The following is a 15,845-nucleotide window of genomic DNA, read 5'->3' as shown; positions in this document are numbered from 1 at the left end:
GTCAGCAATTCGAAGCCGCAACGGCTATTTTGCGGGGTTTCGGCAGAGGAGGCGGTCGTGGGGCATGGCTGGGAGGGTGTGGTCCTCAAGCTGTTCCGGGGTAAGGACTTCACGTTCACCGTGACCGGTGCCGAACAGGTCACCGAGCGTTATCGCCGTGTGCACTTCACCGACAGTGGCATGCTGGCCGCGATCGGCACGCATCCGACGATGTGGGTGCGGCTGTGGTTCGACAATGCGGGCAAGCCGCATCAGCGCGCGTACACGCTGGTCGATCCGGATGTCGAGGCGGGCACCTTCAGCCTGGAGTTCGCGCTGCACGACGGATGCGCGTCCGACTGGTCGCGCAAGGCCGAGCCTGGCCAGACGATCGAGGCGACCGTCCAGGGCACGGGTTTCGACGTACCGGATCCGCTGCCGGAGCGGATGCTGGTGATCGGCGATCCGGCGTCGCTGCCGGCCATCAACTCGCTCCTCGAGGTCGAGCCGAAGCTGCCCGCGACCATCTGGTTCGAGACCAGCCATGACTCCGACCACGAACTCCCACTTCGCCTGGACCCTGATCGACACGACCTGCGGACGGTTCCGCGCGAGGATGATCAGCTGGTCGCCGACGTCAAGGCGAACCTCCCGGGCCTGGTCGAGGACCCGTCCGGCACGTTCATCTGGATCGCCTGCGACACCAGCACCACCCGCACGCTCACGTCGTACGTGCTCAAGGAGCTCAAGATCCCCAAGGATCGGGTCAAGGCGCTCGGCTACTGGAAAACCGCCTGACCGGTACCGCGCAATCAGCGCAGGTCTTCGGAGAAGGCCTTGCCGGCCTGGGTGAGCAGCGGGATCGCACGCTCGACGAGCTCCTCGGACATCCGGCCGGCCGGGCCTGAGATCGACATCGCCAGTCGTGATGGCGCGTCGGGCACGGCGACCGCGACGCAGCGGACGCCGAGCTCCTGCTCGCCCTCGTCGGTGGCGTAACCCTGCTCCTGGGCCTTGTGCAACTGGGTCATGAACACATCCGGGTCGGTGATGGTGTTCTCGGTGTGCTTGGCCATGCCCGTGCGGTGGAGCAGTTCACGTACCTCGGCCTCGCGCAGCTGCGCAAGGATCGCCTTGCCCACGGCGGTGCAATGGGGGAGCACTCGGCGTCCCACCTCGGTGAACATCCGCATCGAGTGCCGGGACTGCACCTGTGCGAGGTACACGATCTGATCGCCGTCGAGCATCGCCATGTTGGCCGATTCGCCGAACTCGTCGACCAGCTTGGCCAGATGCGGGCGGGCCCAGACGCTCAGCATGTCGGACGAGCTCTCGCCGAGCCGGATCAGCTTGGGGCCGAGGACGTACTGCCGGGACGGTTCTTGGCGCAGGTAGCCGAGGTCTACGAGCGTGCGGACGAGCCGATGGATCGTCGGCAGCGGCAGACCCGAAGCGGCGGCCAGCTGGGACAGGCCCATCATTCCGCCCGCGTCCGCCATCGTCTCGAGCAGGACGAAGGCCCGCTCGATCGACTGCACGCTGCCGGAGCGGCCCTTGCTGCCGTTCTCTTCCGCCACGGTGGCCCCACTCTGCTCAAGTTTCCGGATGACGGAAGTTTAGCGCCAGATCCCGGAAGACCTCGGACGTTGTCGCTTCCGCATGGTAGACAATACTATCCGCAATACGAAATCTATGGGAGGTGATCCGGTCATGAGCCACCTCGACGCTCTCGTTGGTGAGCTGGATCGGCGGCTGGCCGATGCCGACGCCGCACTGGCCGCGCATTACCCGGGCGACCGTGGGGTCCGGCAACCAGTTCACACCGTCTACGTGCCTGCCGACCGGTACGACGCGGGCACGGTTCGCGATTGGGCGGAGGAAGCAAAGGCTGTCCTCGCTCGGTATGGCGGGTCGGCGACGGAGTTGGCCGATGCGCTGGAGTTGCCGCCCGGCCAGGCCGTTGAGGTCTATCAGCGGGTCCGCGCCAAGCTGGACCGCGAACCGATCGAGGATCTGCGCATCGACTTCGAGGACGGCTACGGGACCAGGCCTGACGAGCAGGAGGACGCCGCGGCGATCGATGCAGCCCGTTCGCTGGCGGAGACGATCAAGACCGGCGCGGTCCCGCCGTACCACGGGCTTCGGATCAAGTCGCTCGAGGCGCCGAGTCGTCGGCGCGGTGTACGGACGCTTGATCTCTTCGTCGGTGAGCTGGCCGGCGCTGGGGCGCTGACGGACGGATTCGTGATCACCCTCGCGAAGGTGACGTCGGTGGAGCAGGTCGAGGCGATGGTGGTCGTGCTGTCGGCGATCGAGCTCGCGCACTCGGTGCCGGCGGAGTCGCTGAAGTTCGAGATCCAGGTCGAGACGCCTCAGGCGATTCTCGGTTCGGACGGCACTGCGTTGATCGCCCGGATGATCAGGGCGGGCGCTGGACGGGTCACCGGTCTGCATTACGGCACGTACGACTACTCGGCCTCGCTCGGGGTCGCAGCGGCGTACCAGAGCATGGAGCACCCGGTCGCCGATCACGCCAAGGACGTGATGCAGCTGGCCGCGGCGGGTACGGGGGTGTTCGTCTCCGACGGTTCGACCAACGTTCTGCCGGTCGGTGACCGCGATTCCGTGCGCGCCGCGTGGCGGCTTCACCAGCGACTCGTACGACGCTCGCTCGTCCGCGGGATCTATCAGGGTTGGGACATGCATCCCGCTCAACTGCCGACCCGATTCGCGGCGACGTACCTGTTCTATCGGGAGGGTCTGGAGTCCGCCGCTGCTCGGCTGCGCGCGTACGTCGGCAAGGGTGAGTCCGGCTATCTCGATGAGCCCGCGACCGCCGCTGCCCTCGCCGGCTTCGTGCTGCGCGGAGTGGATTGCGGTGCTGTCGACCAATCGGAGGTCGACGAGTTGATCGGTGTGGATGAAGTCGGTTTGGCGACGTTGGCCAAGCGCCCGCTGCGGTCTTAGGGCAGCAGCGGTCTTAGGGCATTAGCCTCGCGGGTATGCGACTGGTTGCGGAGTTCACCACGGAGCCCTTCGATGTCGACGGGGAACCGCCGGCGCACGCCACCGAGGCGCTCCGGGTCGCCCAGGAGGCCGGGTTGGAGTGCGAATTCGGTCCGTTGGGGACCCTGGTGCGTGGCGAGCAGGAGACGTTGCTGCCGGCGCTGACGACGGTGTTGGAGGCCGCCTTCGCGCACGGGGCCAGCCGGGTGACCTTGCAGGTGCGCGGCGATGACTGAGCTCGAGGGGCATCCGCTCGTCGTGGCGATCACGCCGCTGGTGGAGCGGTTGAACGCCGAGCTCGTGCCGCCGGACGAGGCTCGCGCCGACGACGTACCGCTGCTGTGGGAAGGGTCACCCGTGGCGGCGGTTCGCCTTCCCCGCAAGGCTTCTGCGGGTGGTGAGGGTGGTGTGAACGCGCTGCTCGCGGAGGTCGCCGAGGAAGTCGGTGGGCCGCTGCACGAGTTGTCGCGTAATGAGAAGCAGCAGGCGGTGCTGTTGCTCGAGGCCAAGGGTGCGTTCGAGTACCGAAAGTCGGCGGAGCTGGTGGCGGAGGCGCTCGGCGTCACCCGGTTCACCGTCTACAACTACCTCAACCGCGCCCGCGACTAGGGCAGGGCCGGGGGCACAGAATTCAACAAACTGTTGACGGGGCGTTTGGGTGCGTGCCACTCTCTCGTCATACGGAAATTCAGTTTCGTGATTCGAGAAGAAGTAGGGGACCTGTGGATCTGCAGGAGTTCGACACCGCTGTGGCCGACCGGCTGCGTCCGATGCTGGCGGCCTGCTGCGACGTACCGCGCTGGGTCGACGGCGTCCTCGCCGGCCGGCCGTACGGCGATCTCGCGGCGCTCAGGACGGCCGCGGACCAAGGGGTGCGAGACCTGGACGACAGTGAGGTCGACCAGGCGCTGGCGGCCCACCCGCGGATCGGCGACCGGGCGGACGGCAACAGTACCGAGGCCGCATGGTCGCGCAACGAGCAGGCAGGGGTCGGCGATGACCCTGAGATCCGCGTTGCACTAGCGGCCGGCAATCGCGAGTACGAGCAGCGGTTCGGTCGCGTCTTCCTGATCTGCGCCACCGGCCTGTCGGCGGAGGAGATGCTGACCAGTCTGCGCCGGCGGCTGACCAACGACGAGGACAGCGAGATCGCGGTCGTGCGCGACGAACTGCGCAAGATCGCCCTTCTCCGCCTCGCCAAAGTCGTCGAGGAGGTTCCCGCATGAGCACCGTGAGCACACATGTTCTCGACACCGCGCTTGGGCGACCTGCCCAAGGTGTCCCGGTCCGGCTGTCCTGGATCACCGACGACGAGGTTGTTGTCCTTGGGACGGGCAGCACCGACGACGACGGTCGTGTCACCGAGTTGGCGCCCGACGGTCTCGAGTTCGGCACGTACCAGCTCTGGTTTGGTGTCGCCGCCTATGCGATCACGTCCGGCCAGAGCATCTTCTTCCCCGAGGTCACCGTGACCTTCCAGATCAACGACGAGCGGCATTACCACGTCCCGCTGCTGCTCAGCCCGTTCGCCTATTCCACCTACCGAGGGAGCTGATCCCATGGCCATCCACTTGGGAGCCAATCAGTACGGCAAGGCCGAGAGCCGCGTCGTCCGCATCTACCGTGACACGGCTCGTCACCAGATCCGCGACCTGAACGTCTCGTCCGCCCTGCGGGGACGCTTCGAGGACGCGCACACCACTGGCGACCAGGGTGACGTCCTCCCGACCGACACACAGAAGAACACCGCGTTCGCGTTCGCCAAGGAGAAAGGCGTCGGCGCGATCGAGGACTTCGCCCTCACCCTCGGCGGCCACTTCATTGATGCCACCCCTGCGGCAGATGGTGCCCGGATCGAGATCGAGGAGTATCCGTGGGAGCGGATCCCGGTCGACGGCGCGGGTCATGATCACTCCTTCGTCCGGTCCGGGAGCGGTACTCGGACGACGGTCGTCAACGTCGAAGGCCGCGGCGACGACCGTACGGCGTACGTCGTCTCCGGCATCCGCGACCTGGTCGTGCTCAAGTCCACGGGGTCGGAGTTTCACGGGTTCCTCAAGGACAAGTACACGACCCTGGCGGAGACGGACGACCGCATTCTCGCGACATCGCTGGTCGCTCGGTGGCGTTATGACCACACGGACGTCGACTGGGACAAGTCGTACGACGAGATCAAGAGCCTGTTGCTCGAGCAGTTCGCCCGGATCCACAGTCTCGCGCTGCAGCAGACCCTGTACGGGATGGGTGAGGCTGTGCTTCAGCAGCACCCCGAGGTCGCGGAGATCAAGTTCTCGGCGCCGAACAAGCACCATTTCCTGGTGGATCTGAGCCCCTTCGGCGTGGAGAACCCGGGTGAGGTGTTCATCGCCGCGGATCGCCCATACGGCCTGATCGAGGCGACCGTCGTTCGTGATGACGCCAGCGATCCGGGTAGCGCGTGGCTCGCAGTACCCGGCTTCTGCTGAGCTGTGTTGGAGGAACCTCCAACGTGCGGTGCTGGGGTCGGACCGGGGTTCGTGTCCTCCGCGGGTATCGGCTCGGCGGCCGGAGGAGTTGACTGACCTCACCGAGTGCGGCTCCGGTCGCATTCCCTTGCGGAGCAGGAGGCTGCTTCCCTTGAGAGACAGCAAAGGGGTCCGATGAGCACAGCGCCGATCGTCATCGACGGAGCGACCGTGGTCACCCTCGACCGGGAGCGCCGCGAGCTCGCCACCGGCCATGTCGTTGCTGATGGCAACCGCATCGTCGCGGTCGGCGCGGGGCCCGCGCCGGCGTACGAGGGAGCGCGGGTGGTCGACGGGAGCGGCTGTCTCGTCACACCTGGATTCGTCAACACCCACGAGCATCTGTACCAGTGGGTGACCCGTGGGCTCGCTGCCGACGCGACCCTGTTCGGCTGGCTGACCGCGCTCTACCCGGTGTGGGCCGGCATCGACGAGGAGTCAGTCCACGTTGCCGCACAGGGCGCGCTGGCCCGACTCGCCCGTACCGGCTGTACGACGGCGGCCGATCATCATTACCTCTTCCCCCGATCGGGTGGTGACCTGCTCGAGGCGGAGATCCTTGCCGCCGCCGAGGTCGGACTGCGGTTCCACCCGGCGCGGGGGTCGATGGACCTCAGCTTCAAGGACGGTGGGTTACCGCCCGACTCGGTGGTTCAGGATCGGGACGAGATCCTCGTCGCGACCGAGGCCGCGATCGACCGGTGGCACGACCCTTCGCCGGATTCGATGCTGCGGATCGTGGTCGCGCCCTGTTCGCCGTTCAGCGTCACCGGTGAACTCATGCAGGAGGCCGCGGAACTCGCCCGTCGTAAGGGCGTCCGGCTGCACACGCACCTGGCCGAGACCACCGACGAGGGCGAGTGGTGTCAGGATCGGTTTGGCTGCACTCCGCTGGAGTACGCCGCGCAGCTCGGCTGGATGGGGCCGGATGTGTGGTTCGCTCACGGCATCCACTTCGACGACGCGGAGATCAAGCGGCTGGGCCAGACGGCGACCGGTATCGCGCACTGCCCCAGCTCAAACGCTCGCCTCGGGGCAGGTATCGCGCGCGTCGCCGACCTCAGGGCGGCCGGCAGTCCGGTCGGCCTCGGCGTGGACGGTGCCGCCAGCAACGAAGCCGGCAGCCTGCTCGAAGAACTGCGCCACGCACTGCTTTTCGCCCGCGCTCGGGGTGGACCGCAGGCCCTCGGCGTCCGCGCCGCACTGGAGCTGGCGACCCTCGACGGCGCACGCATCCTGGGCCGCGAGGACGAGATCGGCTCGATCGAGGTGGGCAAACTCGCCGATCTCGCTGTATGGCGCCTCGACACCCTCGCCCACGCCGGCATCGCCGACCCCGTCGCCGCACTGGTCCTCGGCACACCCCCACCTCTGGAACTTCTCCTCGTCAACGGCCGCCCCATAGTCGAACACGACACCGTCCTCACCGTCGACGAGTCCACCCTGGCCGTACAGGTGGCGAAAATCCAGCACACCCTCCTCGCCAAGACCACCTGACCACCCCGCCGGCTACAACCCGCGACCTCAGACACCAACCCGGGACCTCGGACACCAAGCCGGACCTCGGACACCAAGCCGGGGCCTCGGACACCAAGCCGGACCTCGGACACCAAGCCGGGGCCTCGGACACCAAGCCGGGGCCTCGGACACCAAGCCGAGGCCTCGGACACCAAGCCGGGGCCTCGGACAGGGCATTTGCATGTCCGAGGTCCCCAGATCCCGTGCGAAGTACCGGCCCCAACCGGCCGCGGGGGTTCGGGGTGGCCTCTTGCCCGCTCTGAGGCAAAACCTCGCCCCGGTCGCCGTCAAAACCCACCCCGGTCCATCGCGCGGCCCCGCCTGGGTGGGTGAAGGGGACCGTGGGGCGCGACCTTGGGCACCGGCCCGTCACGTTCCGCGCCGGCCGACGCCTGGTGGGTGCCCAAGGTGGCGTCTGCCGTCCGGTATGCCGGACCTCGGACAGCGAGCCGGGAGCTCGGACAACGGGGCGGGACCTCGAACAGCGAGCCGGGACCTCGGACAGCGAGCCGGGACCTCGGGCAACCAGGGGGACCTCGGACAGGGCATTGCATGTCCGAGGTCCCCAGATCCTGTCCGAAGTACCCGCCCCTGGGGCCGCCAGTGCCCGTCCCCAGCGGCCGTCCCAAGGGGGCGCGCGGGGTTAGTGGTGGAGGAGGTGGCCGTCTATCCAGACGGCGTGGACGTCTGCGGGGGTGCCTAGGGTGAAGATTCGGGCCAGGGCTTCTTCGGCGTCTTCGGCGTGGGCGACGCTGACGGCCAGCGGGGAACCGTCGGCCGGGCGTAGGAGTTGGGCGTCGAATCGCTTGCCGACGCTCAGGTCGCCGACCTCGGCGTCCAGGCCGATCGCCTCGGCACCCGCTGTGGTTGCCAGGTGCAACAGGTGTGCGGCGGTGAGCGGGCAGCCCTGCTCGCCGAGCAGCCGCTGGACGAAGTACGCCTGCAGCCCCTCCTTCAGCAGGGAGAATCCCGTCCCGGCGCCGACGTCCGAGCCGAGTGCGACGCGGACGCCGTGCTGGAGATGCCTTGCCAGCGGGAACAGTCCGCTGCCCAGGGCGGCGTTGCTCGTCGGGCAGTGGGCGATCGTCGCACCACCCTCGGCGAGCATCTTGAGCTCTACATCGGTCGGGTGGACGTTGTGGGCGAGCACGCTTCGGCGGTTGACCAGTCCGTGCCGATCGTAGGTGCTCACGTAGTCGCTGCCACCGAAGAGCTCGGTCACGTTGGCGATCTCGGCCTCGTTTTCGTTCACGTGCGAGGTGAAGAGGGAACCGGGGATCTCGTCCAGCACGGTTCGGCAGGCGGCGAGGAGGTCGTCGGTGCAGGAGAGCGAGAAGCGCGGCGTCACGGCGTACCGGTTGCGGCCTACGCCGTGCCAGCGTTCTGCGAGTGCGAGGGATTCGGTATACGCCCGCGCGGGGCTGGTGAGCAGTTCGGGGCGTAGCAGTCGGTCGCTCACGACCAGGCCGCTGGTGATCCGCAGGCCGACGCGTGAGGCGGCTGTGAACAGTACGTCCACGGCGTCTGAGTAGTGGGCCCCGAAGACCAACGCGCTGGTAGTGCCCGCGGCGGCGAGGCCACGTACGAATTCGTCGGCTACCCCGGTGGCGTAGTCGACGTCGGCCATCCGGGCCTCTTCGGGCAGGGCGTACCGGTCGAGCCATTCCAGCAGGGGCATGCCCAGGCCGCCGACCGCGCGGATCTGCGGGAAGTGGACATGTGTGTCCACGAACCCGGGCAGCACCACGCCTCCCGTCAGGTCGACGGTCGGTTCGGCGGGGTGCGCGGCGCGGAGTTCCGCATAGGGGCCCCGCGCAACGATCACGCCGTCCTTGACCACCAGCGCGGCGTCGGTGGCGACCCGCAGGGCGCCGCCGGTGAACGGGTTCTCCGGGGTGTCGATGAAGGTGCCTCGGAACAGTGTCATGCCTTCGCCTCACGCTGGGCCGACGCGGGGCGACGATCGGCGGTGATCAATGGAGCCGGCGCGGCGTTGCGCTCGGCGGTGGTCAGCTGATCCGGCGGGACGCTGCGCTCGGCGGTGAAGAGTTGGAGTAGCCAGGCGGCGACGCTGACCGCGATCGTCGCCGGTTCCTTGCCGGGCAGGCCGGGCAGGCCGATCGGGATGGTGATCTTGTCGATCGCCTCGGCCGGGAGACCGTCGTCGGCGAGCTTGCGGCGGAACCGCGACCACTTCGCGCTGGACCCGATCAACCCGATCGTTGCCAGCTGCCCATTGCGCAGCGCGGCGTCGCAAAGGGCTGCGTCCTCGGCATGGTCGTGAGTCATCACCAGCGCATGCGTGCCCGGCGGCAGTTCGCCGACGACCAGTTCCGGCAACACCGGTACGTGGTGGACGTGCACGTTCGCCACGGCGTCGTCGAGTACGGACAGCCGCTCGGGCACCAGCTGGCCGGGTCGCGAGTCGACGAGATGCAGTTCCACGTCATGGCGGGCGAGGATCCGGGCGAGTTCGAGGCCCACGTGTCCCATCCCGAAGATCGCGACAGACGGAACCACAGGCAGCGGCTCGAGCAACAGCCTCACCTCACCGCCGCAGCACTGGACCCCATGCTGGTACGGCGCTTTGTCCGACAGCGCGAACTCCAGCATCTCCGGGTCCGTAGTACTGGCCGCCAGCAATTCACGTGCACGCTCGACCGCGACGGACTCCAGATTGCCACCGCCGACTGTTGCCCAGACGTGATCCTCGGCGACGACCATCTTGGCTCCGGCATCACGAGGTGCATGCCCGCGTACCGACATCACGGTCACCAGGACGCCCGGCCGGCGCTGTTCGCGCAGCCGCTGTACCGCTCGCATCCATTCCATCTCCGCCGTCACACTCCACTCAACTTGACGGGGGAGCGGACGCCGTCGCGCTCGATCCCGTCGAGCCGCCCATCGACCTGACCATCGACCTGACCATCGACCTGCCCGTCGACACGCCCGTGGGCCTGACCATCGGCCTGACCGTTGAGCCCTTCCGCTGCGGGGTGTGACCGGGCTCGGTCGAGTGCCCAGTAGACGGCCTCCGGTGTGGCGGGCGAGCCCAGATCCACGCTCGTCCCCGCCGGACCGAAGGCCGCAGCCGCCTGCCGCAGCGCCTCGCGCACGGAGAACGCAAGCATCAACGGCGGCTCGCCGACAGCCTTCGAGCCATAGACGGCGCCTTCCTCGTGAGCCTTCTCCAGCAGGCGGACGTTGAAGACCTCCGGCATCTCCGAGAAGCTGGGCAGCTTGTACGTGCTGGCCGCCTGCGTCGCGACCCGGCCCCGGTTCGGTCCGTCGCTCTCGTCCCAGCGGAGATCCTCGAGCGTCAACCAGCCGGCGCCCTGGACGAATCCGCCCTCGATCTGGCCGACGTCGATCAACGGGCTGAGGCTGTCACCGACGTCATGGACGATGTCGACCCGGCGCAGCGTGTAGGAGCCGGTGAATCCGTCGACCTCGACCTCCGCCGCGGCAACGCCGTACGCGAAGTACTTGAACGGCTCGCCATGCATGGCGGCCGGATCCCAATGCAGTCCTTCGGTGCGGTAAAAGCCGGCCGCCCACAGCTGTACACGCTGGTGATACGCGGCGTGGACGACGTCCTCCCACCGCAAGCTGTCGCCATACAGTCCGCTGACCGCGCCGTCGGTGAACCGTACGTCGTGCGGGCTGATACCGAGCTTGCCCCCGGCAACCTGTGCGAGGCGCTCGCGGATCTGCTCACAGGCGTTCTTGATCGCCGCGCCGTTGAGGTCGGCGCCCGAGCTGGCCGCGGTGGCCGAGGTGTTCGGCACCTTGTCGGTACGGGTCGGGGCCAGTCGGACCCGAGCCAGCGGTACGCCGAGCGACGTGGCCGCCACCTGCAGCATCTTCGTGTGCAGGCCCTGTCCCATCTCGGTGCCGCCGTGGTTGATCAGCACCGAGCCGTCCTTGTAGACGTGCACCAGCGCCCCGGCCTGGTTGAACGCGGTGAGGTTGAAGGAGATGCCGAACTTCACCGGCGTCATCGCGAGCGCCCGCTTCGTGTGCAGGTGGGACGCGTTGAACTGCTCGATCTCCGTACGCCGCCGCTCGACGTCTCCGATCTCGAGCACCTGGCTCCAGCACGCCTCCAACCGCTCGGCGTGGCGGACCGGCTGCCCGTACGGCGTGGCGTGGTGCGACTGGTAGAGATTGCGGCGCCGCAGCTCCATCGCGTCGTACCCGAGTAGCGGCGCGCACCGGCCGAGCAAGTCCTCCACGACGATCATGCCCTGGGGTCCGCCGAAGCCGCGGAAGGCGGTCTGGGAAGTCTTGTTCGTCTTGGCGATCCGGCCGTCGACGCGGACGTTCGGGATCCAGTACCCGTTGTCGATGTGGCACATCGCGCGGGCCAGAACCGGTTCGGACAGGTCGAGACTCCAGCCGCCGTCGGCGGTGAGGGTGGCGTCGAGTGCGACCAGGTGGCCGTCGTCGTCGAAGCCGGCCCGCCATTCGCTGTGGAAGCCGTGGCGTTTGCCGGACATCGTCATGTCCTGCGTGCGGTTGAGGCGCAGCCGGACCGGCCGACCGGTCAGCGTCGCGCCGAGCGCTGCGATCGCGGCGAACCCGTGGGGCTGCATCTCCTTGCCACCAAAGCCTCCTCCCATCCGGAGGCACTGCACCGTCACAGCATGACTCGGTACGCCGAGCACATGCGCGACGATCTCCTGGGTCTCGGACGGGTGCTGGGTGCTGCTCTGTACGAAGATCTGGCCGGCCTCGTCGACCAAGGCCAGCGCGGCGTGGGTCTCGAGGTAGAAGTGCTCCTGGCCGGCGAATTCGAACTCGCCCCGGAACACGTGCGCCGCCTGGGCGAACGCCGTCTCGACATCGCCGCTCTCAAGGTGTCGCCCGGTTCCCTGGAAGCTGTCCGCGGCGATCGCCTCCCGAACCGTCACCAACGAGGGGAGCGGCTCGTACTCGACCTGCACGGCCTTGGCGCCGAGCCGGGCAGCCTCGAGAGTCTCACCGAGCACCCAGCAGATGGCGTGCCCGTGGAACATCGCCTCGTTCGGGAACAGCGGCTCGTCGTGCTTCACACCGGCGTCGTTGGTACCGGGCAGGTCGTCGGCTGTGAGGACGCGGACCACCCCAGGTACGTCGTACGCGGGCTGCACGTCGAGCGCGGTGATCCGGGCGTGAGCATGCGGGGACTGGACGGGCCAGGCGTGCAGGACGTCGCGGGTGCGTACGACTAGGTCGTCGGTGTAGAGGGCCTCGCCAGTGACGTGTAATGCAGCGCTCTCGTGCGGCAACGGCAGGCCGACGACGGCTCGCTGCGGTCGTTCGGACAGCGTGCTCATGCGCTGACCCCTTCTGCTGCGAGGTTTTGGGCGTAGAAGCGAAGCAGCGACTGACCGAGCATCGCCGAGCGGTACGACGCGCTCGCGCGGTGGTCGTCCATCGGTGTGCCCTCGCCAGCCAGTACTGCGGCCGCCTCGCGCACCGTCTTCTCGGTCCATGGCCGACCGGTTAACGCGTCCTCGGTCGCCCGCGCGCGAAGCGGTGTCGCGGCCACCCCGCCGAGCCCGATCCGGGCGCTATCGACTACTCCATCCACCACCTCGACTGAATAGCCGACCGCGACGCTTGAGATGTCGTCGAGGCGTCGCTTGGCGATCTTGTGGAAAGCGGTGGTAGTTGCGAGCGGCAATGGGATCAGGATGGTCCGGATCAGCTCGTCTGGCGCTTTCAGGGTTTGCCGGTAGCCGGTGAAGTAGTCCGCGAGCGGCACCACACGTTCGCCGCGGCTGGACGCTAGTACGAGCGAAGCGTCGAGGGCCAGCAGCGCGGGCGGGGTGTCGCCGATTGGCGACGCGGTGCCGAGGTTGCCGCCGATCGTGGCGCCGTTGCGGATCAGCCGGGAGGCGAACTGGGGGAACATCTGCGCCAGCAGCGGTACCCGTCCGGCAAGCAGTCGCTCGATCTCGCTCAACGTGAGCGCTGCACCGATGCTGATTTGATTCCTTCCCCGCCCCACCGCCCCGGTCGTCTCGTCCGCCCCGAACGTGAACTCCCGCAGCTCGGAAAGCCTGTCCACGGCGACGACCAGGGGAGCCCGTACGCCGCGGATGTTCACCTCCACCCCGAGGTCGGTCGACCCTGCCACGATTTGTGCATCAGGCCGGTCTGCCAGTAGCTCGAGTATTTCGTCGAGTCCCGCCGGCCGGAGGAACTCCGCTCCCGCTACCTCCAACCGGGTGGGCGCCGGCGGGGGTGGTGGGGTGGACGTCCGGGCCGCGAGCGCGTCGTCCGCTTCCGGACCACCGAGCGCGTACGCCGCGTCCCGGATCGGGCGATAACCCGTGCACCGGCAGAGGTTTCCGCTGAGCGCATGGAGATCGAAGCCGTTGGGCCCGTGCTCGTGATCACACCCGCCGCCCGCGGCCGCAGTACGGTCGGCGCTCGCCGAAGTACGGTCGGCTGCGGGCGTCGTACGGTCGGCCGAGGACGCAGTACGGCCGGGGCGGTAGTACTCCGCGGCCATGCTGCACACGAATCCCGGAGTACAGAACCCGCACTGCGATCCGCCCCGGACGGCCAGCTCCTGTTGGACCGGATGCAGGGCCGTGCTCGACCCCAAACCCTCGGCGGTGATGACCTCCTGACCGTCGAGGGCAGCGGCCGGCAGCAGACACGCGTTCACCGCGGTCCACTCGGTGGCAGTGTCGATCCCGGGCCGGGCGACCAGCACCGAGCACGCGCCACACTCACCTTCGGCGCAACCCTCCTTGGCTCCGGTCAGCCCACGGTCGCGGAGCCAGTCCAGCAAGGTCGTGTGGACGGCCACGCCATCGAAGGCGAGGTCCTTGCCGTTGACCTTGACCGCTGACACTCGCCGGTCCGGGATCGTCGTACTCATCGGCTGCTGCTCCAGCGGGTTCGGGCACTGTGGATGGGGTTGGCGTCCTGCAGGAAGTCGTCGTACCGGTAACCGGCGATCTTCGCGATCTCGAGCAGCGCGGCGGCGTGCTCCTGGTTCTCGCAGTTACCGAGGCGGTCCCGGCCCTGCTCGACGATCCGGTCGAAGGACTCCGCGTCCCGTACCGAGATGACCAGCGGGAAGCCGAAACGCTCACGGTACGCCTCGGTGATCGCCGCCAGCTCGTCGCGATCCGACTCGGCCAGGAAGGTCAGGCCGCGCGCGGACTGGTCCCGCAGCGACGCCTCGCCACTGAGGCCGTCGGCAACGAACTGCGAACCGAGCTGCGGATACGCCTCGATCAGCTGGCGCTGTTCCTCGTGCGATCCGGAGAAGAGCGCCTCCTGGAACGAGCGTCGCAGGGCGTGGGTGTCGGTGAACGGCCGCATGTCCCAGGCGCGTTCGACCATCCAGCGAGGTCCCTGGAACAGGCCGGCGAAGGTCTCCACGAACTCCTCGCGGCTCATCCGGTTGACCTGGTCCAGCCGTACGGTCTCGCCGCCCGGATGCCCGGCCACCGCGGGGCCGAAGTCCTTGCCCACGTGGTGGAACAGGAGGTTGAGCCCGATCGCGGTCAGGCTGCCGAGCGTGATGCCGCTGCCGAAGATGATCTCGGCCCAGCCCGGCACCGCCTGGGCGACCTGCGGCTGCGCGGTGACGTACATGGCCAGGCCGACGCTGGTCGCCACGATGACCACGTTCCGGTGGTCGTGGAAGTCGACCTTGGCCAGGGTCTGGAAGCCGACGACGGCCACAGTGGCGAACATCGCCAGGGCGGCGCCGCCCAGCACGGGGTGCGGGATACCGGCGACGATGGCGCCGGCCTTCGGCACCAGGCCGAGCAGGATCATGATCACGCCGGCCGCCGCGACCACCCAGCGGCTCTTCACCCGGGTGAGCCGGACCAGGCCGACGTTCTCGGCGAAACAGGTGTAGGGGAAGGAGTTGAAGACGCCGCCCAGGGTGGTGGCCAGGCCGTCGGCGCGCAGGGCGCGGGCGATGTCCTCGCGGCCGATCCGCTTCTCGACGATCTCACCGGTTGCGAAGACGTCACCAGTCGTCTCGACCGCGGTGATGAGCATGACCACGATCATGGAGATGATCGCGGCGACCGAGAACTGCGGCCAGCCGAAGTGGAACGGGGTGGTCACGCCGACCCAGTTCGAGTTGCCGACGGCATCGAAGTGGGCGTCCCCGAAGGCCCACGCGACGCCGGTGCCGACGACCAGGCCGACGAGTACCGCGACCGTTGCCATGAAGCCCTTGAAGACCCGCTGGATCAGCACGATCAGGGCGAGCGTTCCCAACGCGTACGCCAGGTTCTTGCCGCTGGTCGGGTCCGAGGTCGGACCGGCGCCGCCGGTGGCGTCCGCGGCCGCGACCGGCAGCAGCGCCAGGCCGATGATCGTGATGACCGAGCCGGTGACCACCGGTGGGAAGAAGCGGATCAGCTTGCTGAAGAACGGCGCGATCAGGAACGTAGCCAGACCGGCCACGATCACCGCGCCGTAGATCACCAACAGGCCGTCCGTACCGCCCCCAGCGGCGAGGCCTATCGCGATCATCGGCGAGACCGCCGTGAAGGTCACACCTTGCAGCAGCGGAAGCCGGACGCCGACCTTCCAGAACCCGACGGACTGGATGATGGACGCGATGCCACAGGTGAACAGGTCGGCGTTGATCAGGTGAATGAGTTGCTCGGTGCTCAGCCCGATCGCGTTCGCCAGCAGGATCGGTACGATCACCGCGCCGGCGTAGAAGGCCAGGACATGCTGGGTGCCGTACACGGCGAGCTTGCCCGCGGGCAGCACCTCGTCGACAGGGTGACGGGTGGCTCGGCGGCCTGGTCGTAGGATTGCCATCGGGGGCACCTTCCTCGGAAGCTCAAGGGGTCGCGGGGG

Annotated in this window: 14 protein-coding genes; 8 read left to right on the top strand and 6 right to left on the bottom strand. The window is 68.2% G+C overall.

Going from position 1 to position 15,845, the window contains the following annotated elements; translation table 11 throughout:
* Positions 1 to 57: 57 nt before the first annotated feature.
* Positions 58 to 777, top strand: coding sequence for a siderophore-interacting protein (locus EV643_RS10510; protein WP_133799821.1), 720 nt, complete (start codon positions 58 to 60; stop codon positions 775 to 777).
* A gap of 14 nt (positions 778 to 791) precedes the next feature.
* On the opposite strand, the gene EV643_RS10505 is transcribed toward EV643_RS10510, so the two are convergent.
* Positions 792 to 1,556, bottom strand: a complete 765-nt coding sequence (locus EV643_RS10505) for an IclR family transcriptional regulator (protein WP_133799820.1) — start codon at positions 1,554 to 1,556, stop codon at positions 792 to 794.
* Positions 1,557 to 1,689: 133 nt separating this feature from the next.
* Here EV643_RS10505 and EV643_RS10500 point away from each other — a divergent pair, with 133 nt between their 5' ends.
* The 7 genes from EV643_RS10500 (at position 1,690) to EV643_RS10470 (ending at position 6,986) form a co-directional block, all read left to right on the top strand.
* A complete protein-coding gene (locus EV643_RS10500) occupies positions 1,690 to 2,946 on the top strand; it encodes a DUF6986 family protein (RefSeq protein WP_133799819.1) in 1,257 nt (418 codons plus the stop codon).
* A 35-nt stretch (positions 2,947 to 2,981) separates the two neighbouring features.
* Positions 2,982 to 3,221, top strand: a complete 240-nt coding sequence (locus tag EV643_RS10495) for a thiamine-binding protein (protein ID WP_133799818.1) — start codon at positions 2,982 to 2,984, stop codon at positions 3,219 to 3,221.
* Positions 3,214 to 3,594, top strand: coding sequence for a helix-turn-helix domain-containing protein (locus EV643_RS10490; RefSeq protein ID WP_133799817.1), 381 nt, complete (start codon positions 3,214 to 3,216; stop codon positions 3,592 to 3,594). Before EV643_RS10495 ends, EV643_RS10490 begins: the two co-directional genes overlap by 8 nt.
* 113 nt (positions 3,595 to 3,707) lie before the next feature.
* Positions 3,708 to 4,211, top strand: coding sequence for a 2-oxo-4-hydroxy-4-carboxy-5-ureidoimidazoline decarboxylase (gene uraD / locus EV643_RS10485; RefSeq protein WP_133799816.1), 504 nt, complete (start codon positions 3,708 to 3,710; stop codon positions 4,209 to 4,211).
* On the top strand, positions 4,208 to 4,540 hold the full coding sequence (gene uraH / locus EV643_RS10480) for a hydroxyisourate hydrolase (RefSeq protein ID WP_133799815.1): 333 nt from the start codon (positions 4,208 to 4,210) through the stop codon (positions 4,538 to 4,540). Before uraD (EV643_RS10485) ends, uraH begins: the two co-directional genes overlap by 4 nt.
* Positions 4,541 to 4,544: 4 nt before the next feature.
* A complete protein-coding gene (gene pucL, locus EV643_RS10475; protein WP_133799814.1) occupies positions 4,545 to 5,450 on the top strand; it encodes a factor-independent urate hydroxylase in 906 nt (301 codons plus the stop codon).
* Between the two features lie 174 nt (positions 5,451 to 5,624).
* Entirely contained in the window at positions 5,625 to 6,986 is a 1,362-nt protein-coding gene (locus EV643_RS10470; RefSeq protein ID WP_133799813.1) for an 8-oxoguanine deaminase, read from the top strand.
* 664 nt (positions 6,987 to 7,650) lie between these two features.
* Here EV643_RS10470 and guaD read toward each other — a convergent pair.
* The 5 genes from guaD to uraD (EV643_RS10445) are packed head-to-tail and all read right to left on the bottom strand — an operon-like array spanning position 7,651 to position 15,806.
* Positions 7,651 to 8,934, bottom strand: coding sequence for a guanine deaminase (gene guaD / locus EV643_RS10465; RefSeq protein WP_133799812.1), 1,284 nt, complete (start codon positions 8,932 to 8,934; stop codon positions 7,651 to 7,653).
* Entirely contained in the window at positions 8,931 to 9,830 is a 900-nt protein-coding gene (gene xdhC, locus EV643_RS10460) for a xanthine dehydrogenase accessory protein XdhC (protein WP_238165486.1), read from the bottom strand. Before xdhC ends, guaD begins: the two co-directional genes overlap by 4 nt.
* A gap of 17 nt (positions 9,831 to 9,847) precedes the next feature.
* On the bottom strand, positions 9,848 to 12,325 hold the full coding sequence (xdhB, locus tag EV643_RS10455; protein WP_133799810.1) for a xanthine dehydrogenase molybdopterin binding subunit: 2,478 nt from the start codon (positions 12,323 to 12,325) through the stop codon (positions 9,848 to 9,850).
* Complete coding sequence (locus tag EV643_RS10450) at positions 12,322 to 13,884, bottom strand: xanthine dehydrogenase small subunit (RefSeq protein WP_133799809.1); 1,563 nt, start codon at positions 13,882 to 13,884, stop codon at positions 12,322 to 12,324. The genes xdhB and EV643_RS10450 overlap by 4 nt, the downstream gene beginning before the upstream one ends.
* Positions 13,881 to 15,806 carry a 2-oxo-4-hydroxy-4-carboxy-5-ureidoimidazoline decarboxylase gene (gene uraD, locus EV643_RS10445; RefSeq protein WP_133799808.1) on the bottom strand — a complete coding sequence of 642 codons (1,926 nt, stop codon included), beginning with the start codon at positions 15,804 to 15,806 and terminating at the stop codon, positions 13,881 to 13,883. Before uraD (EV643_RS10445) ends, EV643_RS10450 begins: the two co-directional genes overlap by 4 nt.
* Positions 15,807 to 15,845: the final 39 nt, after the last annotated feature.

It is taken from the genome of Kribbella caucasensis, from assembly GCF_004361855.1.
Lineage (GTDB): Bacteria > Actinomycetota > Actinomycetes > Propionibacteriales > Kribbellaceae > Kribbella > Kribbella caucasensis.
This window is presented reverse-complemented; position numbering and strand designations above follow the sequence as displayed.